General features: G+C 66.3%; 17 protein-coding genes. 7 read left to right on the top strand and 10 right to left on the bottom strand.

Annotated elements, in window-relative coordinates:
* Positions 1 to 39: 39 nt before the first annotated feature.
* The 3 genes from VMI09_15120 to ggt form a co-directional block, all read right to left on the bottom strand.
* Positions 40 to 1,014 (bottom strand): lysylphosphatidylglycerol synthase transmembrane domain-containing protein, encoded by a 975-nt coding sequence (locus tag VMI09_15120; protein HTQ26019.1) that lies wholly within the window; start codon positions 1,012 to 1,014, stop codon positions 40 to 42.
* A gap of 16 nt (positions 1,015 to 1,030) precedes the next feature.
* The gene (locus VMI09_15115) at positions 1,031 to 2,761 is read right to left on the bottom strand and encodes a glycosyltransferase family 39 protein (protein HTQ26018.1); all 1,731 of its coding nucleotides are present in this window, start codon (positions 2,759 to 2,761) and stop codon (positions 1,031 to 1,033) included.
* Between the two features lie 65 nt (positions 2,762 to 2,826).
* Positions 2,827 to 4,428 (bottom strand): gamma-glutamyltransferase, encoded by a 1,602-nt coding sequence (gene ggt / locus VMI09_15110; protein HTQ26017.1) that lies wholly within the window; start codon positions 4,426 to 4,428, stop codon positions 2,827 to 2,829.
* A gap of 298 nt (positions 4,429 to 4,726) precedes the next feature.
* On the opposite strand from ggt, the gene VMI09_15105 reads away from it, so the two are divergent.
* Positions 4,727 to 5,548, top strand: a complete 822-nt coding sequence (locus tag VMI09_15105) for an enoyl-CoA hydratase-related protein (protein ID HTQ26016.1) — start codon at positions 4,727 to 4,729, stop codon at positions 5,546 to 5,548.
* Positions 5,549 to 5,645: 97 nt separating this feature from the next.
* Here the strand turns inward: VMI09_15105 and VMI09_15100 are convergent, their stop codons facing one another.
* Positions 5,646 to 6,131: a universal stress protein gene (locus VMI09_15100; protein ID HTQ26015.1), complete on the bottom strand. Its 486-nt coding sequence runs from the start codon at positions 6,129 to 6,131 to the stop codon at positions 5,646 to 5,648.
* A gap of 104 nt (positions 6,132 to 6,235) precedes the next feature.
* Between VMI09_15100 and VMI09_15095 the strand changes: the two genes are divergently transcribed.
* From VMI09_15095 to VMI09_15075, 5 genes are read left to right on the top strand one after another with little or no spacing between them, the layout of a single operon-like run.
* Positions 6,236 to 6,604: an Hsp20/alpha crystallin family protein gene (locus VMI09_15095; protein HTQ26014.1), complete on the top strand. Its 369-nt coding sequence runs from the start codon at positions 6,236 to 6,238 to the stop codon at positions 6,602 to 6,604.
* A gap of 24 nt (positions 6,605 to 6,628) precedes the next feature.
* Complete coding sequence (locus VMI09_15090) at positions 6,629 to 9,178, top strand: ATP-binding protein (protein ID HTQ26013.1); 2,550 nt, start codon at positions 6,629 to 6,631, stop codon at positions 9,176 to 9,178.
* A gap of 50 nt (positions 9,179 to 9,228) precedes the next feature.
* Positions 9,229 to 10,632, top strand: coding sequence for a nicotinate phosphoribosyltransferase (locus tag VMI09_15085; protein ID HTQ26012.1), 1,404 nt, complete (start codon positions 9,229 to 9,231; stop codon positions 10,630 to 10,632).
* 49 nt (positions 10,633 to 10,681) lie between these two features.
* Positions 10,682 to 12,142, top strand: a complete 1,461-nt coding sequence (locus tag VMI09_15080) for a glycosyltransferase family 39 protein (GenBank protein HTQ26011.1) — start codon at positions 10,682 to 10,684, stop codon at positions 12,140 to 12,142.
* Entirely contained in the window at positions 12,139 to 13,572 is a 1,434-nt protein-coding gene (locus VMI09_15075; GenBank protein ID HTQ26010.1) for a hypothetical protein, read from the top strand. Before VMI09_15080 ends, VMI09_15075 begins: the two co-directional genes overlap by 4 nt.
* A gap of 48 nt (positions 13,573 to 13,620) precedes the next feature.
* Here VMI09_15075 and VMI09_15070 read toward each other — a convergent pair whose 3' ends face one another.
* The 6 genes from VMI09_15070 to VMI09_15045 all read right to left on the bottom strand — a co-directional run bounded on the left by VMI09_15070 (position 13,621) and on the right by VMI09_15045 (position 25,101).
* Complete coding sequence (locus VMI09_15070) at positions 13,621 to 15,927, bottom strand: hypothetical protein (GenBank protein HTQ26009.1); 2,307 nt, start codon at positions 15,925 to 15,927, stop codon at positions 13,621 to 13,623.
* The gene (locus VMI09_15065) at positions 15,924 to 18,152 is read right to left on the bottom strand and encodes a hypothetical protein (GenBank protein HTQ26008.1); all 2,229 of its coding nucleotides are present in this window, start codon (positions 18,150 to 18,152) and stop codon (positions 15,924 to 15,926) included. Before VMI09_15065 ends, VMI09_15070 begins: the two co-directional genes overlap by 4 nt.
* Before the next feature lie 31 nt (positions 18,153 to 18,183).
* Entirely contained in the window at positions 18,184 to 18,855 is a 672-nt protein-coding gene (locus VMI09_15060) for a class I SAM-dependent methyltransferase (protein ID HTQ26007.1), read from the bottom strand.
* Positions 18,856 to 19,089: 234 nt separating this feature from the next.
* The gene (locus VMI09_15055; protein HTQ26006.1) at positions 19,090 to 21,309 is read right to left on the bottom strand and encodes a hypothetical protein; all 2,220 of its coding nucleotides are present in this window, start codon (positions 21,307 to 21,309) and stop codon (positions 19,090 to 19,092) included.
* A 127-nt stretch (positions 21,310 to 21,436) separates the two neighbouring features.
* Positions 21,437 to 23,656 (bottom strand): hypothetical protein, encoded by a 2,220-nt coding sequence (locus VMI09_15050; protein HTQ26005.1) that lies wholly within the window; start codon positions 23,654 to 23,656, stop codon positions 21,437 to 21,439.
* A 368-nt stretch (positions 23,657 to 24,024) separates the two neighbouring features.
* Positions 24,025 to 25,101 (bottom strand): 3-deoxy-7-phosphoheptulonate synthase, encoded by a 1,077-nt coding sequence (locus VMI09_15045; GenBank protein HTQ26004.1) that lies wholly within the window; start codon positions 25,099 to 25,101, stop codon positions 24,025 to 24,027.
* A 75-nt stretch (positions 25,102 to 25,176) separates the two neighbouring features.
* Here VMI09_15045 and VMI09_15040 point away from each other — a divergent pair.
* On the top strand, positions 25,177 to 25,636 hold a 460-nt coding region (locus VMI09_15040; GenBank protein ID HTQ26003.1), incomplete at its 3' end, for a hypothetical protein.

Here is a 25,636-nt window from a genome sequence, read left to right as displayed (position 1 = left end):
AGCAAACGCGCGGTCAGCGCTCGGGCAAGAGCGTATGCTTCAGACCTCTTCCGAGGCTGCGCGCAGGGGCGGCGTCTCGGTGAGCACGAAGGCCACTACGCCGGTCAGATTGCCGATCACGGTTGCCGCGAACCACAAGAGCCCGAGCGCGATCGCGTCGGACTTCGGCATTCCGGCCATCCCGAACAGCATCAGGTAGGCGGTCTCGCGTACGCCCAGCCCGTTGAGCGTAACCGGTAGGCTCGCAAACACGTTGGCGATGGGGACGCACAGCACGAAGAGCGTAAGAGGCGTGGAGAGCCCAAGTCCGCGCGCTAATATCCACTGACAGATCGCGAGCGACACCTGCAGCGCGATCGAGAGCGCGATCGCCGGCATCATCGCGAGCGGCCGACTAAGGTAGGGGGCGATCGTCGCCGCCAAGACGACAATTCGCCCCGGCATCCGCGCCGCCAGCTTGCCGATGAGCGGCAGGGCCGCAAAGCCGGCCACAGAAATCGCCCCGACCGCGATCGTCGGCAGGATGAGCGACCGCGGCAATTTGGCGCTCATGGCCGCCGCGGCAGCGGCGGCGAGCCAGAACAGTCCGATCAACCCGACGATACGGTCGGCGGCGACCGAAGCGATCGCGTCGGCGAGCCGCTGATGGCGACGGCCGAGATAGACCGCGCGCAGGGCGTCGCCGCCGACCAACCCCGGCACGAAAACGTTGGTGAACATCCCGATGAAGGCGTAGCTCAGGTAGTCGAAGAACGGCGCGGGGATTTTCAGGATCGCGCCCAGCAGGCTCCAGCGATACGCCGACACCACCTGTCCGGCTACAAACAATCCCACAGCGATGAAGAAGAGGCCGATCCGCTCGCGCGCGAGCTGATGGAGCACCGGCCGAAGATTGTAGTGCCAGAGCAGAAGCGTGACGATGACCAATCCGGCGCCCGCGCGCAGCGCGAAGCCAAAAAGCGCGCGCCCCCTGCCGGCGGCGGCCGATGAAGGCGGTTCAGAGGGCGGCGCCATGGCGTCCGCGGCAGGTTCAGCTTGCATATCTCGGCTCACTTGCCTTGAGGATCGCTCGCTTGTGCCATTCCGATCCGATCACGGTAAATTCTCCCAGCCGCGCGTGCAGCTGTTCGAGTTCGCGCTGGTCGATAACCAGGACCACGGGTCCCGGCGCGTTCCACAGCCGCAGCACATCATCCTCGGAGCGGAAGAAATAACGGCTGCCGTCGGCGGCGTGCGCCTCTCCGAAGGCGAGTTCGGTCGGTGCGCCCACGAGTATCACGCGCCGGCGCGTATAAAACGGGAGCGCCTGGACGTAGCGCGGGTAACAGATGAGCGTCGCGTCGGGCGCACGCGCCTGGACTTCGCGAGCCAGCGCTGCGTAGGAACGCAGCGGTTCCGCCTGCAGGCGAACGTAACTGCCCGCGCCCAGCGCGGTTGCGGCCACGAGCACCATTGCCGCGAGCCCTGCATCGAACCGCCAGTGGCGAAAGATTTCAGCCACCAGCGCACCGCCGGCCGCGCCGATCAGACCGAGCGCGTAAAGCGCGGGCCGCGCCGCTACGACGTAGGGGCTGCTGAAGAGCGGCGCCGTCATCGCCGCCACCAGCATCGCTACCCCCATCAGGGCGAGTACGACGCCGACCGCGGCGAAGCGGATGCGCAGGCCAAGCGGTTCATCGCCGGCGCGCACGCCGGCCGCGAATGCGCGCGAGAAAATTCCGTCGGCGAGCAGCACCGCGATCGGCGCAGCGGCGGGCAGGATATACGGGATAAGCTTGGCGCTGGCCGCCGAGAACATCACGATTACAACCGCCGCGGCGACGATACAGAAGCGGCCCGCCGGCGTGCGCGAGAGTTCCCGCCAGGCGATGAACGGGGCCATCAGCGTCCAGGGCATCATCCCGGCGGCCAGCACCGGCACGTAGTAGTAGAACGGCTGGCCGTGGCTGTAGCCTGACTCGAAGAAGCGGCGGAGATGCTCGCCGACGAAATAGAAGTCCACGAAGCCGGGCTCGCGGATCGCGATCGCGATAAACCACGGCGCGGCGATGAGCGCCACCATCGCGCCGCCTGCCAGCGCATGGAAGCGGCCGGTCGCGCCGGACAGCTCACCCTGCCACCAGAGAAAAATTGCGAGGGTGACGATTGGAATCGCCGCGGCTACCGGCCCTTTGGCCAGCAGGCCCATTGCGATCGCTGCGTAGCCGAGCCAGCACCATCGGCCGCCCTCGCTCCAGTGGAGAAAAAGCGCGAACAGCGCCACCGTGACCGAGGCCGCGAGCAGCATGTCGGTGGTCAGCACCTGTGCCATCACGGCATAGAGCGTCGAGGTCGCGAGAATCGCGCCGGCCAGCAGCGCTCGGCCGCGGCCCATCGTCCGGCGCACGAAAATCCATGTCATCAGCACGCCTGCGAGTGCCGCGAGCGCCGGCGTCAACCGCGCGGCGAATTCGTTGACGCCGAAGATCGCCATCCAGAGAGCGCCGAGCCAATACAGCAAGGGCGGCTTCTCGACGTAAGCGACGTAGTTGAGATGCGGGACGATGAAGTTGCGCGTCGCGAACATCTCGCGCGCGATCTCGGCGTAGCGCGCCTCGTCGGGCTCCCACAGGCCGTAGCTGCCGAGATGAAAGAAGAAGATAGCCGAGGCCAGGCCGATGAGCGCGAGCGCGTCGAGCGCGGACCCCGGTACGCTTCGCGGCGCGGGCGCGGCAGCGGCGGCCGAGGCGAAGGTCGATTCGATAGGCACGGGCTCGGACACGACGCCCAAGTGTATCGTGCGCAGCGCGCCGGTGCAGCTATGCGCGAGCGCGCCACACGTTGGCGCTACAGGCCGGCGGCTCCGCCGCCTTTGCGCGGATCGAAAGCGCCGTTCAGATCGCCCGGCGCGATCGCGATCGCGCCGACCGCGCCCAGCGACGGTACTTCCTTCAGCCGATAGCCCATCTGCTCGAGCGCGCTGCGCGTGGCCGCCGGCATCGCGGCCTCAACGAACACCACGCCGGGCGCGGCCTGCTCATGCACCCGCGGTTCATCGACCGCCGCCCCGGGGTCGAGATGGAAGTCCAGCACGTTGACCGTGACCTGCACTACGCCGCTGATGATCGTCGGGCCGCCCGAGCCGCCGGCCGTCAGCACCGGATTGCCGCGGCGCATCACGATTACCGGCGACATGCTCGAGAGCGGACGCTTGCCGGGCGCAATCGCGTTGGCGGCCGCGCCTTCGAGCTTGAATGCGTTGGGCACGCCCGGGCCGGCGGCGAAGTCGTCCATCTCGTCGTTGAGTACGAGGCCGAGGCCCGCGACCATCATCTTGGCGCCGAAGATCGTGTTGATGGTGGTGGTGACCGCGACGACGTTGCCGTCCTTGTCCACCACCAGCAGGTTGGAGGTTCCGTGGTCCGCAGCCGGCGCGAGATGGGCAGGCGCGCCGCGATGGAGCGCGCGCTGGAGCGCCTCATCGATATGGCCCTGCGAAAGCAGCTTATCGATTGGCACGTTTACGAAATCCGGGTCGGCATACCGATCGCGGTCGATAAAACCCTGGCGCATGATCTCGATAAGCCGCGCGAGGTAGGGCGGCGAGTCGGCGCCCAGTCCGGCGACCGGCGCGCTCCCGAGCATCCCGAGGATTTCCAGCACCACGCCGCCCGACGACGGCGGCGGCATCGTCCAGACCTCGTAGCCGCGATAGCCGCGATGAAGCGGCGCGCGCCACACCGGCCGGTATTGCGCGAGATCTTCGGCGCTGATCAATCCGCCGTGCGCCTTCATCCACTCGGCCAGCGTGTGCGCGATCTGTTCGTGGTAAAAGCGCGTCACCGGATCGTCGCCGAGCGAGCGCAGCGTCGCGCCAAGCGCCTGTTCATGCAGGATGTCGCCGGACTTGGGCGCGGCGCCCGCTGGCGTGAGGTACGTCGCCTTAAGGCCGGGGTCGGCCGCCAAAGCTGAAGTAGTACGTTCGATGTCTTGAACCAGGTGCTCGGTTGCGGGAAAGCCCTGCTCGGCGAGCCGGATCGCGGGCGCGGCAACAATCGAAAATTTCATCGTGCCGAAGCGGCGGAGCGCCGCGTCGAGCCCCGCAATTTCGCCCGGCACTGCGACCGCCAGCGGCCCCGCGCGGGCCAGCGCCTCGTCGGTCTTTCCGCCGCGCACATACATCGTGGCGCTCGCGCCCATCGGCGCACGCTCGCGATAGTCGAGCGCGTAAAAGCTGTGCGTGCGGGCGAGGTAGATCAGCATGAAGCCGCCCCCGCCGATCCCGCAGGAGGCCGGATTGGTCACGCCGACCGCGAGCGAGGTCGCGACGGCGGCGTCGATCGCATTGCCGCCGCGGCTCAGGATTTCGACCCCGGCGCTCGCGGCGAGAGCATTTTCGGCCACCACCATCGCGTGATGCGCTTCGGTGGCACGGGCCGGCACGGACACCGCGCAGAATACGGCCAGGGCGAGTATGGCCAGCCGCGCGCATGCGGAGAACGCGCGAATGCGTCGCGTCAGGGCGACAGAGGCGAACCGATCTGTAGCGGAAAACATTCCCGCCTTTCTAACAGCGTCGTACGGCCAAGGAAAGCTGGCGCGGGTGATGCGTGCGCCGAAGGTCGGCTTCATGATCGAATCGCGGCCGGTTAGATTTTGCGCGCGCGAAGTGCTTTGATCGCATCCACCTCAACGCGCTGCCGTGCAAGCGCCCAGCGGCGCCAATCCAAATCGAGAGGGCACTCCGATGGGTTTCGATGAGATCATCTACGAGAAGGCCAACCGCGTCGCCGTAATCACGCTAAACCGCCCCGCGCGCCTCAACGCCTGGACCTCGAAAATGGAATCCGAGCTGCGCGAGGCTCTGCTCGATTCCGAACACGACGACAAGGTGGGCGCGATCGTGATTACGGGCGCCGGCAAGGCCTATTGCGCCGGCGCCGACATGGGCACGCTCAATCGCGTCGCCGACGGCACGACCTCGGCGGTGCAGGCGGTGTCGGGCGAGGTCACTGGCACCAGCGAGCCGCGGGCGGACTTTCGCCAGCGCTTCTCATGGATCGCCGGGCTCAGCAAGCCGGTGATTGGCGCAATTAACGGCGCGTGCGTCGGGATGGGATTCACCACCGCGCTCTATCACGACATCCGGATTGCCTCGGAACGCGCGCGGATGGGTCTCATTTTCGTCCGCCGCGGCCTGGCAATCGAGCATGGTGCGAGCTGGCTGCTGCCGCGGATCGTGGGTTTGTCCAACGCCCTGGAAATCGCGCTGAGCGGGCGAATCCTCGACGCCGAGGAGGCGCTTCGAATCGGCCTGGTGAGCCGGGTCGTTGCGCACGAGCAGCTGATGCCGACGGCGCTGGAGATGGCGGGCGAGATAGCGACCAACTGCTCGCCGCTCGGAGTCGCGCACGCCAAGCGCCTTATCTATCACCATCTGTCGTCCGACCTCGGCGCGGCGCTAGCCGAGGAGAACGAATCGATCGCGGTGATGACGCGCTCGGAGGATTTCAAGGAGGGGATCCGCGCTTTTCAGGAAAAGCGCGCGCCGCGCTTCATCGGCCGCTAGGGCGGGGCGGGCGGGGATCTCGAACGGTCGCTTCGCGCGCCGGTCCGCGACCAGCCTCGGTCGATCGGGTCACCTCTCGCGGGTCACTTCTCGCGGATTACTTCTCGAGCGGATGCTTGAAGCGGCGGTCGGGATGGCGCACGGTCAGCACCGCACATCCGGCCTTCTGCACCACGCGCTCGGCCACGCTGCCCAGCAGCACGTGCGCAAGGCCGGAGCGGCCGTGCGTGCCGAGCACGATCAGGTCGACGCCTTCGGTTTGTGCGGCGTGGATGATTTCGAGAAACGGAGCGCCGACGCGCAGAAGGCTCCGCGCCTTGATTTGAGCGTCGCGAAATTGGGCGACGATCCGGTCGATCTCGCGCTGCGCGCCCAGCCGCTGCTCCTCGGCTATCTGGTTCATCGCGCTCACGTCGAAAGCAGGTCCCAGTTCGCTCACCATCACCGGCGGCAGCGGTTGGTCGACGTGCAGGATGATCACTTCGGAGCCGAACTTGCGCGCGAGTTCCTCGGCAAACCGCTGCGCGTTGAGCGAGTCGTCGGAAAAATCGGTGGCCAGCAGAATCTTCTTGAGTTCAGGCACGGCTGACAGACCATACGCTTGTCACGCAGCCCTGGGCAAGTGCTCGGCGGGGTGGATTCCGAGTATCGTGGCGCATTAGAATCGGCCTTCGGATATTACGACAGATGAAAGGTTCGGACATTACGAGGTTGCGCGACTTCGAGCGCGCTTGCGACGAGCTTTTTGATGAGTGGCTGGGGCGATGGCACGGCGGAGCCGCCGCGGCCGTTTCGCCGAGCGCAGTCATAGTTGACCGCGGCGATCGGTACGAAGTGCGCATCGAGGCCGCCGTCGAGGATCCGGAAGTGATTCACGTCGAGGTCACCGAGGTGAGCTTGACCGTGCGAATCCCCGCCGGGACTCATCCAGAGGTAGAACGCAGGATGAGCTTGACGCATGCGGTCGATCGAGAGAGCACTACGGCGCAATGGGCCGACGGCGTACTGACCATCGTACTGCCCAAGCTGCGCGGTCGGCGCATCAAAGTAGTATAGAGAGCAACCCGGACAAGGGAAGCGATGATGGTCGAGGGGGACGACAAGAAGCCCGCGCCGGCGCCGCACGAGCAGGCGCTTAAGCCTGCGGCCTCGCCGGTGGAGCTCCGCGTGGACGAGTTGCGCGGCCGCTCTCCGCTTAGCCCCGACGAGCTCGTGAACGCGGCGCGCGACGGCGCCCACGAGCTGCTCGGGCAGCAGCGGGCGCTCGACGCGATACGGATGGCGATTGGGATCGGCGCGCCCGGCTACAACGTCTTCGTGAGCCGGGTGCGGTCCCGCCGCGAGCGCGAGTCGATCGTTCGCATCCTGCAGCAGCAGGCGGCGGCGACGCCGACGCCGGGGGACTGGGTCTACGTCAACAACTACAAGAGCCCGGAGTCGCCGGTGGCGATCTACCTGCACGCCGGGCAGGGCGCGGAATTGCGTGACGGGATGCGCGATCTCGTCAGCTTCCTCATCGAGCAGCTGCCCAAGGCCTTTCGCCGCGAGGACTTTGACCAGGAGCGCAAGGCGCTGCGCGAAAAGTACAACCGCCGCGCCCAGGAGCTGTTTGCCCAGCTCGAGAACGCGGCGCGCGAGCGCGGCTTCGCGATCCAAGGGACCGCTTCCGGCCAGGTCATTTTCATTCCGCTCATCAACGGCAAAGCGCCCGAATCGCCCGAGGAGCTCAGCCGCGTGATGCAGGAGCTTCCCGAGGCGGAACGCGACCGGCTGGCCAAGGCTCAGGGCGAGCTTGCCGACTCGTTCGCCACGATGGCGATGCGTCAGCAGGAGCTGATGCGCGAGCTGGTCGGAGAAATCCGCCAGATCGAGCGCACTTTCGCCGCCCGTCTGATTGCGCCGGCTATCGCCGCGCTCAAGACGCGCTTCGAGAGCGAAGCCGTAACGAACTATCTCGATCAGGTTGCCGAGCACATGCTCGACCATTTGGATCGCTTCCGCGAAGCCGCCGAGACGGGCCCTGAGGCCTCGCCGCGTCCGCTGCCTCTGCAGCGCGCCGACGGACCGGAGGAGAGCCGATTCTTCGAGTACCAGGTCAACGTGGTGGTCGATAACGCGGGGCGAAGCGGCGCTCCCGTGATCGCCGAGGACGCGCCGACCTATCGCAACCTATTCGGCACGATCGAGCGCTGGATCGACCCGAGCGGCCGCAGCGCAACCAACTTCACGCGCATTATCGGCGGCTCCCTGGTGAAGGCGCACGGCGGATTTCTGCTCTTCGACCTCGACGACGCGATCGTCGAGCCGGGCGTGTGGAAGGCGCTCAAGCGGACGCTCAAGACGGGCCGTATGACGCTCGAGACGCTGGAACCGTTTCCGTTTTTCATGGTGAGCGGGCTCAAGCCCGAGCCGATCGAGTTGGCGGCCAAGGTGATCGTCACCGGCAGCCCCTATCTTTACAACCTGCTGTACTTTTACGACCCCGAGTTCGCAGAGCTGTTCAAGGTCAAGGCCGAACTGCGTCCGGTGGTTGATGCCGACGCGGAGGCCGCGCGCCATTATGCCATGCGCGTGTCAGCGCTGGCCAAGGACGAGGGGCTGCCCGATTTCGACGGCGCGGCGCTCGCGCGGATCGTGGAGTTCGGGATGCGCGAGGCGGGCGACCGTCAGCGGCTATCGAGCGTGATGGAGCCGATCGACGATCTCGCGCACGAAGCGGCGTACTACGCGCGTGCGGCCAACGACCGGGTGGTCGGCGCGCGCCACGTCGATCGCGCGCTCAATGAACGCGTGTTGCGCCTCAACTTTATCGAAGAGGAGATCCGCCGTCTGATCGCCGAAGGCACGATCGTCGTCCATCTGCGGGGCGGCGAGGTCGGCCAGGTCAACGGGCTGGCGGTGCTCGACGCCGGCGGCTACAGCTTCGGCCGTCCCGCGCGCATCACCGCGACCGTCGCGCTCGGCCAGGCCGGCGTCATCAACATCGAGCGCGAGGCGCGGCTGTCGGGATCGACTCACGACAAGGGCGTCATGATCCTGAGCGGTTTCTTTCGCCAGCGCTTCGGACAGGATTTGCCCGCCTCGATGACCGCGAGCATCGCCTTCGAACAATCCTACTCCGGGATCGATGGCGACAGCGCGAGTTCGACCGAACTCTACGTGCTGCTCTCGACGCTGAGCGGCGTGCCGCTCCGCCAGGACCTGGCCGTCACCGGTTCGGTCGACCAGTACGGCGCGGTGCAGGCGATAGGGGGCGCCAACGAGAAGATCGAAGGCTTTTACCGCGTGTGCAAGGCGGTCGGGCTGAGCGGCACGCAAGGCGTCCTGCTGCCGCGCGCCAACGTCACCAACCTGATGCTCGAACCGGAGACGGTCGAGGCGGTCGCGAGCGGGCGCTTCCACATTTATCCGGTAAGCACGATCGATGAGGGGATCGAGATCCTGACCGGCGTTCGCGCGGGCGCGCTCGAGGAGCCAGGCACGGTCAATCATCTCGTCAGCGCTCGCCTGCATCGCATGTCGGACATCCTGCGCGAGCGCCGTCCGCCCGAGGAGACTCGCGGCTTGCAGGCCGGTCCGTCGCCCGCGCCGGTGCCGCCGCCGCCGACGCCCCCGGTCCCGCCACGCTGAGCGCGGAGCCATGGCCGCACATTTCCGGACCGAACTTCGGATTGCCTGAGATGCCGATCGATCTGCGCCTCGATGCCGACGAAGTCCCGCTGCTTTGCGACTTCTATCTGCTCACGATGGCTGCGGCGTATTTCGCCTCCGGCAACAACGACACAGCCTGCTTCAGCATGTTCACGCGCCGGCTACCGGCGCGCCGCGGCTTCCTGGTGGCGGCCGGGCTGGAGCGGCTGCTCGAGGCGCTCGAGCAGTTTGATTTCGCCCCGCGGGCGCTCGAATACCTCGAATCGCTGCGACTGTTCACCTCCGACTTCCTGAATTTCCTCGCCACTCTGCGCTTCAGCGGCGAGGTCTGGGCGATGCCCGAGGGCACGATCTTTTTCGCCACCGAACCGATCCTGGAAGTACGGGCGCCGCTCATCGAGGCGCAGCTGATCGAAACGCTGGTTCTCAACCAGATCGGGATGGGGTCGCTCGTGGCGAGCAAGGCGGCGCGCAGCCTCGTGGTGGCCGGTGGGCGGCGGCTGATCGATTTCGGGCTGCGCCGCAGCCAGGGCGCCGACGCGGGCCTCGTGGCGGCGCGCTCGAGCTATATCGCCGGCTTCGCCGGCACCTCCAACGTGCTCGCCGGACTGCGGTACGGGATTCCGCTGTACGGGACGATGGCGCACAGCTACGTGATGGCGCACGAGCAGGAGCGCGAGGCCTTCGAGAGCTACGTCAAGGTTTTTCCGCGGCTGAGCACACTTCTCGTCGACACCTATGACACGCTGCGCGGGGTCGAGAACGCGGCCACGGTGGCGCTCGAGTTGCGCGAGAGGGGCGCCAAGCTCCAGGGCATCCGGCTCGACAGCGGCGATCTGCTGGAACTGAGCAAGCGCGCGCGGCGCGTGCTCGATCGGCGCGATCTTGCCGAGGTTCCGATCTTCGCCAGCGGCAATCTCGATGAATATCGTATCGCCGAGCTGGTCAAGGCCGGCGCGCCGATCGACGCATTTGGCGTGGGCACCGAGATGGCCGTGAGCGCCGATGCGCCCGCGCTCGACGTGGCTTACAAGCTGGTCGAATACCGGGGTGAACCGCGCCTGAAAACCTCGAGCGAAAAAGCCACGCTGCCCGGCCGCAAACAGGTTTTCCGCGCGCGCAACGCCGCCGACGGTTTTTTCGCCGACCTCGTCGGATTGTTCGAGGAAAGTCCGGACAATCTGCAGCGCGAGTTTCGTCCCGCGCCCGCATCGGTGCGTCCGGTACTCGAGCGCGTGTTCGCCGACGGCCGTCGAATCGGCACGCGGCCGCAGCTCGGCGAGGCGCGCGAGCGCTTGCTGGAATCCTTCGCCAAGCTGGACCCTCGCTACAAAGACATCGATCGTCCCGACGCCTACCCGGTGCGCCTCAGTGCCGCGCTCAATGCGCTTCTGATCAGCGAGAAGCTGCGCGTCGGGCGCCGCCAGGAGTGATCGCCATGCCCGGGTATCGCGGTCTCGGCGCGCACGCACATCGGAGCGGATGAGCCAGGACGTGGCCGTCTTCGATCGGATCGCGGCCTCGGGCGCCGGGCAGACCGCGGTGCGTCCACGCGCTCTCGCCCTCGGATTTCTCGCGCTCGCGCTCGTGCTCGGCGCGACCCTGCGTTTTCAGCACCTGGGGATTACGGATCTCAGCGCGGATGAGGGTGCCTCATGGGCGGCGGCTTCCGCCGCGGACGTTAGCGCGGCGGTCGCGACGGAGCATCAGCTCGATCCAGGCAAGCTGCCGCTCTACGACGTCATGCTGCACGGATGGGTGCGCATCTTCGGCGACAGCGTGTTCGCGATGCGCGCGATGTCGGCCGCTCTCGGCACGATCGCGATCCTGCTCGTGTTCGCCGCCGTGCGTGAGGTCTGCCGTTCCCTGGGCGGGCAATCGGGCGCCGCGATCGGCGACCTGGCGGGCGCTTTGGCCGCGCTTGCCTACGCCGTCAACTTTATGATGGTGGCGTCAGATCGGACCGCGCGAATGTATCCGGTGGCGATGAACGCGGAGCTGGCGCAGATTTTCTTCCTGGTCCGCGCGCAGCGCCGCGGCGGCTGGCTCAACTATGCCGGCGCGGCGATTTTCACTGCTGCCCTGGTCGCGGCCAACTTCACCACCTCCTTTCTGCTGCTCGCCGAGGGTTTCTGGTTTGGATGCCTGCTGATAGCAAAAGCGTGGCGCTCACCGTTGGAAGGTCTTGCGATCTTCCGCCCCGGCCTCGCGATTGCCGCGGGAGTCGCACTGCTGGGGCCCCTGCTGCCCTGGGTATTCGTATCCTCGAATCAGGCCGTAGCGATGGGCGCGATCAGCTGGATCAAGATGGGGTCAATCGCCTGGCCCTTCCAGGTGCTGCTGACCGCGGCCGGCGGACGGATCCTCTTCTGCAGCTTCGTGATGCTGGCCGCTTTCGGAATTTGGCGGCACTGGCACGCGGCGCCGCTCGCCCCGGGCTTTTTTCTGGTCTGGACTCTGGCGCCGATCATGGGACTGACGGCGGTGAGTTATCTGATCCACCCGCTCGAATTTCCTCGCTACGTGCTGATTGCCTTCGTCGGGATGTTCGGGCTGGCTGCGTTCGGCGCCGCTACGCTGCGGCCCGCCGCTGTTCACCTCGCGCTGGCCGCGGCGCTGGTTGGTCTTTCGCTCGGCCGAACCCGTCACGTGATCGAACACCCATATGAAGCGGCATGGCGGGAGGCCACGGAGATCGCGGCGGCCGAGGCGGCGCCCGGCGAATCTATAGCCGTATTCCCGGAGTACTGTCACAACGTAGTGCGTTACTACCTCAATCCCGAGCGCCGCGGCGCCGTCCGGGGAGTTGAAGAGTGCGGACCGCAGCGGGTTCTGATTCTGAGCGGGCGCTATATTCTGCCTGCGGACCGAATCGCCGCGATGGAAAAGTGCTATCCGCGCGTGGTCAAGCGTTTGAAGCTGGTGGAGGTTCGCGCGCGTTGACAGCGCGTACGGCGGCGTTGGCGCTGCTCGCTTTGGCCCTGATGCTCGGCGCCGGGCTGCGCTTTTACCGTCTGAAGACGGCCGACCTCAGCGCCGACGAGGCCGCGTCGTGGGCCGGTGCGGCAGCACCTGACCTGCGTACGGTCGTCGCGCTGGAACGCAAGCTCGATCCGGGCAAACTCGCGCTCTATGACGCCGCGCTTCATGTATGGATGGGGCTTTGGGGCGACAGCGCAGGATCGATGCGCGCGCTTTCGGCCGTCCTGGGCACGATCGCGATCGCGCTGGTTTTCCTCGCAACGCTGGAGCTGGGATCAGGTCTTTGCGGTCTGGCCGAAATCCACAATGCGGAATTCGGTGCGGCGGCGTTCGCGGCCTTATTGACCGCGGTCAATCCCGTACTCATAGGCCAGGCGCGCACGGTGCGGATGTATCCGCTGCTGCTGGTCCTGGAACTCCTGCAGGTCATCTGTTTGCTGCGCGCGGTATCCGGGCGGACGCGCCGTGCGGGCCGTATCGGGAGTCTCGTAGGCGTTACGGCTTTCAGCGCGCTCGCAATCGCGTGCAACTTTACCGGCGCTCTGCTCGTTGCCGCAGAGGCGATGTGGCTCGCATGGACGGCGCTCTGCCGACGCGTCGGCCGCGGCTCGAGGGCGGCCGCCGAACTCCGTCTGCTGCTTCCGTCGCTGGCGCTTTGCGCCGGGGTCGCGTTGCTGGGGCCGAGCGCGCCGATGGCCGGACGCACTTCGATCGCCGTCGTGCACGCCGGCATACTTGGCTGGTCGCATCTGCGGCCGCCGTGGTGGCCGCTCGAGATGCTGCGCGACGCTACGGGCAAGGCGCCCTTCCTGCCGTTGCTGCCACTCGCCATATACGGAGGATGGCGGTTGCAGCGCGACAATAGCGCCCTGGCGCTCGGCTTCCTGCTGTGGTGGATGCTCGCGCCCGTAGCGGCGGTGATGGCTATCTCTTACGCGTTCACTCCGTTCGAGGAAACGCGCTACGTGATTTCGAGCGTCGCCGCATTTCTGACCCTCGCGGCAATCGGGCTTGCCGCGATCGATTCGGCGCGGCTGCGCATCGGACTGCTGATCCTGGTGATCGCGCTGTCGCTCGATCACGTGCGCCGCGACTTCATCAAGCCCGAATACGTTCAGTGGCGCGAGGCGACGGCGCTTGCGCTCGCGGCGTCGCCGCCCGGCGGCGCATTCGCCGTCATCCCCGGTTATGCGGTAAACGCGGTTCGCTACTACCTGCCGCCGAAGCTCAGGGCGAGCGTCGAAAGCGCGGAGGACCGCTGCGATCCGCATCCGCACGTGCTGCTGCTGGGCCGCGACGATCTGCTTGCGCCCGCGCAACTCGCGGCGCTTCGCGATTGCGATCCGGTGGTCGTCGGGCGTTTCAAACTGGTCGAAGTCCGCAGACGCTGATTGCACCCTGCGCGAGCTTCGACCGAGGGCATTGCGAACCGCGATCTCTCAAGGACCCGAAGGGGTCGAAGCCGCGGCCGGAGTAGCGGATGGATTCGCCGCCGGCGCTGCGCCCTGGAGTTCGAGCGGTGCCGTATGGGCCGCGCGCGCAAGCTGGTCGGCATCGAATACGATCGCCATCAGCGCCGGGTTGTCGCCCACCGGCGGCGTCGCCGAGAGCTTGCGCGGATAGGGAAAATAGATCGCCGCAGCGTAAGCGCGGTACTTGTCGATAATCGGCCTGACCGCCGCGTACGATCCCTGGACGCCCAGCGCCACGCGATACGCCTTCGCCGGCGCGAGCATCACGCCGTCGAACATCAGGCCCGGTCGCTGCGCGCTGCGCAGCAGCGGACCTCCGATCCAGTCGCGCGGCAACAGGCCCGCCTGCTGGGCTGTGAGCGGGGACAGGTCGGATAGGCGGCGGCCGCTGGCGACATAAGCGTAAGCCGCCGCCAGGATCGTGTCGAAGCGAGGGGCCGCCGCGCGCGCCTGAAGCGTGGCCGGCGTCTCGCTGGGCCACTGCGCGCGCAGTTCTGCCGGCAATTGATAGAGCGTCATTCCGCCGACGTTCTGCGGCGCGACGCCGAGTCCTCCCAGGAGCGCGTTCCACACCTCGCGATCGCGTGGCGCGATCGCTCCGCGTTGCCAGATGCCGGGGCCCGCGGCATGGCTGACCTCGATCGCATGCTCGCCTTCGCTCGCAAAGATCACGGCGCCAACGCTGTGGCTCTTAAGAAAAGCCTTGAACTGGCCGCCCGCATCGGGAATCGGCGCAACGTCGTACAGTGCGTCGACAATCGGCCAGCGTTCGTACTCGACGGGGATCGGCGGCGCAAAACCCGTATACCCGCCCGCCATCCGGAATTCGAACGCGGAGAGGGCCTGCCAGAGCATCCCGTCGCCTTCAAAGCCGTACGGCAGGATCACCACCGTCTCATCCGGCTGCAGATACTGGCGAAATAGCTTGGCGGCGAAGAATTCGGGCGTGGCGAGCTTCGTGGCCCAGAAGGACGCGTCCAGGCTGGGCAGGAGCGAGAGCGCGATCAAAGCTCCCGCGAACCATTTGAGAGCCGGCCGGCGCGGCGCGCCCGCCCGCGGCTTCGCGCTCATCCACATCGCGCACAGAATCGAGATTGCAAGGAACATGTAGACGGTCAGCCGCGCGGGCACCGCCTTGCCGATGAGCGGCAGTGCCGCAACGATCATCCAGGGCATCGGCACGATAAACCGGCCGCTCACCTGCATCCACGACCCCATCGAGAGGACGCCAATCGCCCCGGCAAACAGGATCAGCAGCCGCACGGCCGGCTCGTTCCATCGCTGCCGCGTCATTGCGGCCGCGGCCACTACCGTAAGCCCGAGATAGGCGTCCGTGTCGTAGATTCCGGCGCGGAAACTCCGCGATATGGCGCGTATCGCGTCGAACCGGCCGAGCGCGCTCGTCGGTACGGGCACGAGGAAGTTGAGCAAATCGATCGAACCCGTGTTGGTCGACCAGATAGCCCCGTGCGGAAAACCATAGGCGAACAGGTAGTAGAGATACGGCGCGAGCAGGAGCATCGCGAGCGCGTAGCTTAACGCGATCGGCCGGATTAAAGCGCGCACGCGCGCGCGATCGCTCCCCTCCGTTACCAGCAGTGCGATCGCGAGCGCGATCGCGGCGCTCATCGTCATCGTCGCGAAGGTCTCGATGAAGATCAGAAATTGCGCGTCCAGCACCAGCGCCAGCAGGACGACAAACGTTCGCCGGCGCATCGTTTCGTTCAGCGCACGCAGAGTCAGATAGGCCACGAGCGGCAGCATGGGCACCAAGGCAAGGTCGATATCGCCCAGCAGCTTGCAGGCCAGATACGGCGAGAAGCCGAAGACGAAACCGCCGAGAAGGGCTGGAACGAACTCGCGCACGATTTGCCGGCACAGCATGTAAGCGACCGATCCGGCGGCGACCGGGCAGAGCAGGCAGAGAATGTTGTAGGCGGCGACCGCCCCCAGCGTGCGCGTCACCGGCAGCATCAGCAGCGCCGCGAGCGGGATATTGGTCGTCCATGCGAGGTTGAAGCCCGCAGGCGCCCACAGGGCGTGCGTGAACAAGGGATCGATGCGCGCCGTCAGCGCGTGGGCCCACCAGGCCAGGAACCAGATCGATTGCGGCGGGTCGGGGCCGTTGCCGACATAAAACGAAGACAGGCTGCCGCCGAGGGCGCGGCCGAACAGCAGTAGCGAGAGTCCCAGGTAAGCTAGCAGCGCCGCTGTTCCGCAGCGCCATCCCGGTGCGTCGGCTGATGCGGCCCTCGCCCCTTCGCGCTCGCTCATCGTGATACGCCGTCTTTGCCGTTGGGCGCCGCTGAAGCGTTGTTACCCTCGCTGCGCACCCGCGCCGCGGCACGCTCGAGCCCCTCGCGGCTGAAGACCACGACGAGCCGTCCTCGAAGATCAGCCTCGGCAGCGGGCGCCGGCCGATCCAGGTCGCGCGGCAAGAAGCCGACCGCATCGGCGCGATAGTCGCTGAGCACCGCACGCAGCGACGGGTACCAGCCGTTTACGCCGGCCTCGATCCGGCCCTGTTCGTCCACGCGAAGCCACAGATCGTCGAGTTGATGGGTATCGCTCGGATGGCGCGGCAGGTTGAGCCCGCCGTCGTTCCATGGCGGCTCTACCTTTTCCGGTATTACGATCCATCCGGCCGGCATCAACCCGAGCGCGCTGACTGCGGCGGGAGTCAGTCCGTCCGCCGGACGGCCGGCGTGCAGGTATCGCTCTGCCGCGAGCACGAGCGCTGCGAAGCGTGCCTTGTCGAGCCGCGTCTCCATCTCGAGCGCGCTCGCGCTCCGCCAGGGAGCGAGCTCAGCCGGCACCGCGCGATATATGGTCATTGCGCCGGCCTCGACTGGCGCCGTATTCAAGGTCGCCATCAGCGGACGCCAGATATCGGCTTCGCGATCGTCGACCAGGACGGCGGTCGCGCGATGCGTCGCGAGGAAGGCCTTCAGCTGATCGCCGGCATCGGGAAGCGCAACCGTACCGACGCGATAGAAGGCGCGCACTATCGGCCACTGGCGAAACTCAACCGGCGGATTGCCCGCATAGCCGCCTGCCATCTTGAAATACCATCCGCTCTGCAGTTGCCACGCCATGCTGTTGCCGTTGATTCCGTACGGCAGGACGACCACGGTCTCGCCGGGCGAGAGATATTTCGCATAGAGCCCGTCGGAGAAGAAGGGCGGTACGTAGAGCGCGGAAGTCCAGAAGCTCGCGGAAAGATTCGGTGCGATCGAAACGATTACCGCTAGCGCTGCCGCCACGCGGACCCATCGCGGAAAAGCGCTGTCGCCAAGCCATAGTGCCGTAATAACGGCGAGCGCGAGAAAGGCATACAGCATCAGGCGCACGGGCAACGCCTTGCCGATGAGCGGCATGGCGCCAAGAAGCAGTCCGGGCAGCGGAATGATCGGCCGCCCGCCGACCACGAGGAAGGGTCCGAGCGAGAGGATGACCGCGACAATCAGCACGGTCACCAGCGCGCGCGCCCAACCCTCAGTCCAGTTCCGACGAGCGAACGCTACCGAGATCAGCATCAGCGGAACACCGATATAGCCGCCGTCCTCGAAGATAAAGCCGAGGAAGCGTTCCGTGATGGCGCGGAACGGCGCCGCGCGTCCAAGCTCCATCGTCGAGGTCGGGATCGCGAGGTTCAACAGGTCGGTCGAGTACAGCAGCGCCGGATGGGTCGCGCCGGGGTCGTAGCCCAGCGCGACCATGTAATAGAAGAACGGGCTCAGCGCCCCGAGCGCGATCGCATAGGCGAGCGCGACGGTTGGGAGAAGATTGACGGCGCGCGTCTTCTCCGCGCGCGTCCCCATCCCCAGCACGACGATGAAAGCGATGCCCGCAAACAACGTCATCGTGGCGAACAACTCGATGAACATCAAAAACAGCGCGGCCAGCACGAGCGTCAGTCCGGCGAGGAGCGGACGCCACGCGATATCCACCCGAAAGCCGCGAATCATCAGGAGCCAGAAGAGCGGAATCGGAAACACAAGGAGCAGATTGAGATGCGCGAGAGTCTGACCGAGCGTGTAGGCGCAAAAGCCAAAGACGTAGCCGCCGGCCAGCGACGCGCAATAGGCGCTGGTCAGATAGCGGCACAGCACGAACGCGCTCCAGGCAGCGAGCGCGAGCGCGAGCAGGCAGCAAAGGTTGTAAATCGCGACGGGCCCCAGGAAGGCAACCGGTACGGCCGCTACCAGGCTCAGGAGCGGCATCGTAGTGGCCCACGCGAGGTTGAGTCCGCGCGGTGCCCAGATCGCGTCGGTAAACAACGGATTGAGTCCGTGGGCGATGGCGTGCGGCCACCATGCCATCAGCCACATCAACTGCGGTGGATCGACGCCCTTGCCGACGTATGCGGTGGAGAAGCGACCGTCAAGGCCCCTAGCGAAGAACATCGCCGCCAGCGCCAGGTAGATAGCGAATGCGAAGATTCCTCGAAGGTCGAACGCGTAGGGCGGCCGGTGAATCGTTTCTTCCATCGCTGCCATCAGATGGAATAGTCGAATCAGGTCAGCGCGCTCACCGGGCGGCTTTCTCGAGGAGCCAGTTGTAGTAGAGCGGCAGGCCCGGAAGCAGGTTCAGGCGCGCCTCCCGGGCGACCCGCAAGCCGTTGCGCTCGAACGCGCTCGCCACGGCTCGCGGCGGGGTGACATGACGGTCGTCGATGCCTTTGAAGCCGATCGCGCGAAAGCCCAGCTCCATCATCGTATTCACCGCCGGCATGCCGAGAAGGAAGCGCCCGCCCGGCTTGAGCACGCGCGCGACCTCCCGCAGTCCCTGTTCGTACTGATGCAGATGCTCGAAGACCGAGAAGCAGGCCACGAGATCGAACTCGGCGGTTTCGTACGGCAGTTCGTAAACACTGCACTTAAGGAGCCTCGCGCCGCGCCCGTGCTTCGCGAGCCAGGCCTGGACGGGGGCAGGGTCAGCGTCGAGATCGATGCCGTGCAATTCATCGACCCTGGACGCGATCGCCAGCAGCACTGCGCCGGCGCCATAGCCGACCTCGAGCGCCTTCGGATAACTGCGATCCGCGATCATTCGCAGCCCAAGGTTGATCCGTTGGCGAAAAAACCATCCGACAAACGGACGTCGGTAGTAGGCGATCGGGTCGGTCGGGCCGTTGGTAACCAGACCCTCCAGCAGGCGCGGCGTCAGTTGCAGATCGGCTGATGGCTGGTCGTTCGTCACGAAGCGCCGCTCACTTTTATCGATTCTGCCGTGGGTAAGGAATCATGCGCAATTTGGAGAGCGCTGAGGACGCAAGATAGCGAAGGCGGATACTCGCGGCAACATTTATCTGGAAGTACCAACGCCAATCGGCGTACGCCCGGTCGATCAAGCCTTGCGCCTGGCCGAGGCCGCCGCGCTGCTCGACGCAAGAAGGAAGCCGGCGCGCAGTGAGCGACCCTCGAATAGTCCAGGTCACGGCGTCCGCGATACCGAGGCGGCCGCGGCCGTGCGCGCGAGGCCCGTGCGATCGAAAATCATCACCAGCGTAGCAGACCCACGCGGCGTTGAACCCGCCGTCATCGGCGCGGGATACGGAAAATAGATTCGAGCAGAGAGGGGACCGTAGCGCCGAATAATCGGTTCGAGCGCCTGGTACGAGTCCGCCAACCCTACCTCGATTCCCCCCGCGCCGGCCGGACCCAGCAATAACGTGGAATGAAAGATCGGGTTGGTGTCGCGGGAGCCGGCGAGCGTGCCGCCGAACCATCCGAGCGGGAAGAGTCCGAGTTGCTGCGCGCGCTCGACGCTTAGCGAGGCAAGGTTCCCGCCGCCATCGAGGTAACGCTCGGCACCGAGCACCATCGCTTCGAATCGGGTCTGTTGGGCGCGCTGTTCCATCGCGAGCGCCGTATCCGCGCGGCTTTGCGCGAGTGCCCGCGGCGTCAGGCGATAGATCGTGACGTCCCCGGCTGCGATCGCCGGCACACCCAGGGAACCGAGCATCGCGGCAGTAGCGTCGCGCTCGGGCGCGAGCGTTGGCGCCCGCGTCCAGGTCGCGGCGGTCGGGCGCCCGTCGATCGAGCCGACGCGGTAGTGCCGGCGTGGGCCGACGATGACGGCGCCGACGTCGTGGCCGGCCAAGTACGCCTTAAACTGATCGCCGGCCGCAGGCACACCCCTCAGCTCGTAGAGGCTTTCGATAATCGGCCAGCGGCTCTGCTCCGGCGGCACTGGCGGCGTAAAGGTCACATAACCTTCGGCCATCCTGAAGTAGATGTTTGTGGCGGCCTCCCACAGCATCCCTTCGCCGAGAATTCCGTACGGCAGCACAACCACGGTCTCGCCCGGTGCGAGGTACTGCCGATAGAGGCCCTCGCCAAAGAAGGCGGGAATCGCGGCCGGGGTCGACCAGTAGGCCGCGCAGAGATTGGGCAGCATGAAGGGCACGGCTACGAGGGCAAGAATCCAGCGCGCAGTTGTTCGCGGGTTCGCGCCGGCGAGCCATATCGCGGCCATCACGGCGAGCACCAGGTAGGCATAGAGCATGAAGCGTGCGGGCAAGGCCTTGTCCAGCAGCGGCAGGCGCGTAAGCGCGGAGCCGGGGAGTCCCACGACGATTCGGCCCCCGATTTCAAGCCGCGGTCCCATCGCGAGCACGCAGATTACGATCAACAGATGCACAAGGAGTCTGCCGTTGGGCGCGTTCCATCGTTCGCGCGCATAGAGAACCGCGATCGCGATTATCGGCAGTGCCAGGTACGCGCCGCTCTCGGAAAGCTCGGCGCGGAAGCGGGATGCGATCGGCGCGAGGAAAGGTGCAAGGCCGAGCTGGTTGACGCCGGTCGGGACCATCAGATTCGCAAGGTCAATCGCGAAGTGCCAGGGCGAAAAAATCTGTTCCGGCGCAGTCGGATGGATGAACATGTAGTAGAGGTAGGGCGCCACGAGAATCGCCGCCGCCACATATGCGACAGCGGCAAGCGCTGCCGCCGAGAAGAGGCGGCGGCGCTCCGGGGGACCCATCGCCGGGGCCGCCAGGACAAGCGCGAGCGCCCCGAACAGCGTCGCGCTCGCGACGATCTCCGCGAACAGCAGGAATTGCGCGGCGATGAGAATCGCGAGCGCGGTAACGAAGCCGCGCGCGCCAAGGCTCCCGTCGATTCGCCGCAGGGCCGCGTATGCGCATAGCGGTATCGGCCACATCAACGTCAGATCCACGTTGCCCAGCATCCGGCTCAACACGTACGGCGAGAACGCAAAGAACAATCCGCCGAAAAGCGCCGGCCAATAGCAGCCGGCGGCGTAGCGGCAAAGGATGAAGGCGCTCCATCCCGCGAGCGCCGGCGACAGCAGGCAGACCAGGTTGTACGAGACGATCGGCCCGAAGGCCCGCGTCACGGGATAAACCGCCCATGCAGCAAGCGGCATGTTCGCGGTCCAGGCGAGATTGACGCCCGAGGGCGCCCAGATGACTTTGGTCAGGAATGGATTGACTGAGTGCGAGATCGCATGCGCCCACCAGGCCATGAACCAGATATACAGTTGCGGATCGGGTCCGCGGCCGACGTAGACACTCACCGGGTGCGCAAGCACGATGCGTCCGAAAACGAGCGCTGACAGTGTCAGGCAGGCGAGAAATGCACCCGCCGCCTTACGATCAAAGAGGCGGGGAGCGCGTTTTGCGTCAGGCATCTGACCGCCGATAGCGATATCCGAGCGACCGAATTAGATACTAACAATCGGTGCTCGCCGCTGCCACGGTATTGCTACGGATTCAGCCCATTTCGCTATTCAGATCGTCGCAGCCAAACCATTCGCGTCAATGCGCGGTATGGATTGCTCTCGATTGAGGTAGTTCGGATTCGAGATCGAGTCTTGGCCGCTCCGAGAGCGCCAATACGGCAGCACGCTCGAGTCCCGTTCGATCGAACGACATCAGCAGCGGATAGTAATATGTATCGGCGGCCCGCGCTGGCTCGCTCTCATCGAGCCGTGCACCTCCGGCGAACGAGACGCGCCGTGCATATGTGCCATAGCGATCGATAAGCGGGCGCAGAGCGCCCCTGCTTCCCAAGAGGCCGACCGTGACCAATCCGTCGGACTCGGTGCGCATATACAGTCGATAGTCAGTCGTCCGATTTCTGAGCGGCAGCCACGCGGCCGGCAGGTATCCCAGCCTGGTCGCGCTTGCCGGAGCGAGACGCGCAGGATCTGCACCCGACGCGATATAGCACTGGGCGGCGATCAGCAAGGCGCCGAACCGCTGCGTATCCACGAGCGTTTCCATCCGCAGCCAGTCAACTCCGCGATAGGGCGCGAGCATCGCCGACGGCACGCGATAGAGCGTGACTCCGCCCGCCGTGAGCGCCGGCTCGCCCAGCGCCGCAATGATCGGCTCGACCGACGGGAAGGCGGCCGGCATCGAGTTGTTGCCCATCAGCACCGCGGTCACTTCGTGGCTCGCGGCGAAGGCTTTCCATTGAGCGGCCGGGTCCGGAATCGTCGCGAGTTGATTGGCGGAACGGACGATCGGCCATCGTTGATAGGAAGTCGGACTCAGCGCCGGGTATCCGCCGGCGAGCCGAAAATACATCCCGCTCAGCGCTTGCCACATCATGCAAGCGTCGGCTTCGCCCCATGCGTACGGCAGCGTCGCCACGATCTCGCCCGGCGCAAGATAGCGGCGGTACATCCCGGTGGTAAAAAAAGATGGGGCCGGCGCGACGCTGCCGTTCTCGGCCCAGACCCGGGCAGACGGATTCGGAAAAAGCGATACGAACACCAGCGTGCCGGCGATCGCGCGCGTGGTAAGGCTGTGCCGCGGCGCCGACAGCCATACGGCGGCGAGCAGGGCAAAGGTCAGAAACAGGTAAACGTTGAAGCGCAGCGGCAGCGCCTGGTCGATAAACGGGGCGCGATGCAGCAGCGACCACGGGAGCTTGAAGTAGCTGTTGCCCGCCACGTGCAGTCGCGGCCCCATCGCCGCCGCCGCGACAATCGCTATGGTCGCGCCGAACAGCCTCGCTTCGAAGGTGCGCCATCGTTCGAGCACAAACCAGAGTGCCAGCGCCAGCAGGGGCACGCCGACATAACCGGCCTGCTCCGAAATGTTGCTTGTGAAATCGCCCGAGACCCGGCGAAACGGCCCCACGGCGCCTCCGAGAGCGACCGTCGGGGTGGGGATCACGAAATTTAGGAGGTCGGTCGAATGCCAACTCGTCGAATAGATCGGGAGCGCACGAAAGCCGGCGAACATGTACCAGAGGTATGGGCTCATCAGGATCGTCATGCCCAGGCCGGCGAAGAAAATCGGCGCGGCCAGCCCCACGATGCGCCGGCGGAGATCGGCGTCGCCCAGCATCCAGGCCGCCGCCAGCGCAAGCGCGCCGAACAACGCCATCGTGGCAACGACCTCGGCCGCGATCAGAAACTGCGCCGTCGCCAGCATCAGCAGTCCGAGCGTGAAGCGCCGCTCCCCGATATTCCCGCGAAGGCGCGCCAGCACCAGGTACACGGCAAGCGGGAGAAGAAACGCCGCGAGCAGATTGAGATGCCCGCCGTAGGCCTGCGCCAGCATGTACGAGGAGAAGCCGAAGATGTAGCCACCCAACAGCGACGGGCCGAAGCGCCGCGTAAGACTGTGGCAAAGCACGAACGCGGTCCACGCCGAAAGCGCAGGACAGGCGACGCAGAGCAGGTTGAACGCCGTAATCGGCCCCACGGTCGCGGTCAGGGGGAACGCGATCAGGCTCAGCAGCGGAATCGACGTCGACCAGGTCAGGTTGAAGCCGGCGGGCGCGAAGATAAGCCTGGTGATGAACGGATTCAGATGATGCGCGATCGCGAACGGCCACCATACCAGGCACCAGATGAAAAAGGACTGATCGATTCCGCGTCCGAGATAGATCGTGGTGAAGTGAGGCAGGGCGGGACGCAGGAAGAGCGCCGCCGAGAGGCCCAGGTAGATGAGCAGCGCCGCGCGATACGGATGGCGCGCGACGCGGCCCCATACTGTTTGGCGCTCCGATGTGGGGTTCACGTTCGCATGCTGCTCAGATGCTGCGCCTTGGCGGGTCGAACGGGATTGGCTTGCCGTTCCGACGCGCGGCCGCTTTTCGCTATAAACAAGCCGCCCACGAGCCGCCGCGTCAAGGTCGATCCCTAAAAGCGGGATTTGTCGCGCGAGTCCCGCGTGCCGTACTCAATCCGGCCTTGCCAGGGTGCAGGACCGGCAGGGAACCGCCGCGCGTTTTGTGCCCGGCGCGATGCTGATTATTCCCGATCGCGGAATTCTTTGCGCCGCGCACGCGCCCCGGATGCGCGCCTGCGATTCGTAGGTTTTCGCGCGGCGCCGCATGGGAATCGAGTCCGCAGGCACTGAGCGTGCGCGGCCGCGCCGCCGCAGCTTTAGTGGTCGGACGCTGCGGCGTGCGCGCGGCCCGCGGGCGTCAGCGCCGCGGCCGCTTCGAGCAGGCATCGCTCGGTGGTTGGCCAGTCGATGCAGGGATCGGTTATCGAGACACCATACTTGAGCCTTGAGCGGTCGGCCGCGGGCGGCTGATTGCCGGCGTTGATGAAGCTTTCGAGCATCGCGCCCAGGACCGCGCGGCTGCCCGCGCGCACCTGCTCGCAGAGCGCGGCAAACACCTCGGGCTGCTTGCGATAGTCTTTGTTGGTCTGCGCGTGCGAGCAATCGACCATCACGCGCGGCTCGAGTCCCGCCTTGCGCAGCATGCGGCAGCATTCTTCGATGCTTGCTGCGTCGAAGTTCGGCGTGCGTCCGCCGCGCAGCACCACGTGCGTGTCGGGATTGCCGGTCGTACGCACGATCGCAGTCATCCCGTCCTGCGTGATGCCGATGAACGAGTGCGGGCGGCGCGCCGATTCGATCGCGTTCACCGCGACCTGCAGATTGCCCTCGGTGCTGTTCTTGAATCCGACTGGCATCGAGAGCCCGCTCGCCATCTCGCGATGGGTTTGCGACTCGGTGGTGCGGGCGCCGATCGCCGTCCACGAAACCAGGTCCGCGATATACTGCGGCGTGATCGGGTCGAGCATCTCGGTTCCCGCCGGCAGCCCGAGCGCATTGATGTCGAGCAGCAGGCGGCGCGCGCGGCGGAGTCCTTCGCGCATGTCGCACGAGTCGTCCATATGCGGGTCGTTGATCATGCCCTTCCAGCCGACGGTCGTGCGCGGCTTTTCGAAATACACTCGCATCACGACGAACAGCCGCTCGGCAAGCTGGACGCGGAGCCGCGCCAGGCGCTCCGCATAGTCCATCGCGGCGGCCGGGTCGTGAATCGAGCACGGCCCCACGATGCACATCAGGCGCGGATCCTCGCCGCGGATGATGCGGCGGACGGTCTGGCGCGCCTCGACCACGTGGGCGGCGATACGGTAGTCGGCCGCGAGCTGCTCCTTGAGCAGCCGCGGGGGGACCAGGGCTTCGGTCGTAATTACGTGCAGGTCTTGAATTTTTTGCATCGGACGACCGTATATCTTTACCGGAAAGGGCGGGATAATAAAGGTGCTCTGGCGCGAGCATGATGCAGCGCGAGGATGATGCAGAAGGAGGCTAAGGGAGCGCCGATCGACGCTGCGGCCGCGCATCTCGATCCCGCGGGTGGCGCCAAAGCGCCGCGGCGCAAACGCGAAGCGGCGGCGCTCTGGCGCGCGGTCGCCGGGATGGCCATCTCGCTCGCGCTCGCCTGCCTGATCGTGATGCTCAAGTTCACCGGCGAGGCCAACCATCGCGCCGCCCGCATCCGCCGTCATGCCGACGCGCTGCTTTCGCGGATCGCTCGGCTCGAGAGCCAGGTGGCGTCCGAGCGCGCGCGGATTGCGGCGGCCAACCGCGAGCTCGCGGCCGCGCAGTCGCTGCGCGGGCTGCTGCGGGCGTCCGACGCCGTCATGCTGCAGCTGTCGCCGCCGACTGTGCCGGCGGCGACAGCTGCGGATAAGACGCCGCCGCCCGCCGAGCGCGAGCGTGCCGAGGCGACGCTCGCGCTCGCTCCGAGCG

Source organism: Candidatus Binataceae bacterium (genome assembly GCA_035500095.1).
Taxonomy (GTDB): domain Bacteria; phylum Desulfobacterota; class Binatia; order Binatales; family Binataceae; genus JAKAVN01.
Note: the sequence above shows the minus strand (reverse complement) of the source record. Positions and strands in the feature narration are given on the sequence as shown.

Coding starts and splice junctions, on each gene's coding strand:
- VMI09_15045 (HTQ26004.1), bottom strand. CDS start 25,101: ATGCAAAAAATTCAAGACCTGCACGTAATTACGACCGAAGCCCTGGTC.
- VMI09_15065 (HTQ26008.1), bottom strand. CDS start 18,152: ATGGCAGCGATGGAAGAAACGATTCACCGGCCGCCCTACGCGTTCGAC.
- VMI09_15055 (HTQ26006.1), bottom strand. CDS start 21,309: ATGCCTGACGCAAAACGCGCTCCCCGCCTCTTTGATCGTAAGGCGGCG.
- VMI09_15090 (HTQ26013.1), top strand. CDS start 6,629: ATGATGGTCGAGGGGGACGACAAGAAGCCCGCGCCGGCGCCGCACGAG.
- VMI09_15085 (HTQ26012.1), top strand. CDS start 9,229: ATGCCGATCGATCTGCGCCTCGATGCCGACGAAGTCCCGCTGCTTTGC.
- VMI09_15120 (HTQ26019.1), bottom strand. CDS start 1,014: ATGGCGCCGCCCTCTGAACCGCCTTCATCGGCCGCCGCCGGCAGGGGG.
- VMI09_15095 (HTQ26014.1), top strand. CDS start 6,236: ATGAAAGGTTCGGACATTACGAGGTTGCGCGACTTCGAGCGCGCTTGC.
- VMI09_15080 (HTQ26011.1), top strand. CDS start 10,682: ATGAGCCAGGACGTGGCCGTCTTCGATCGGATCGCGGCCTCGGGCGCC.
- VMI09_15070 (HTQ26009.1), bottom strand. CDS start 15,927: ATGAGCGAGCGCGAAGGGGCGAGGGCCGCATCAGCCGACGCACCGGGA.
- VMI09_15105 (HTQ26016.1), top strand. CDS start 4,727: ATGGGTTTCGATGAGATCATCTACGAGAAGGCCAACCGCGTCGCCGTA.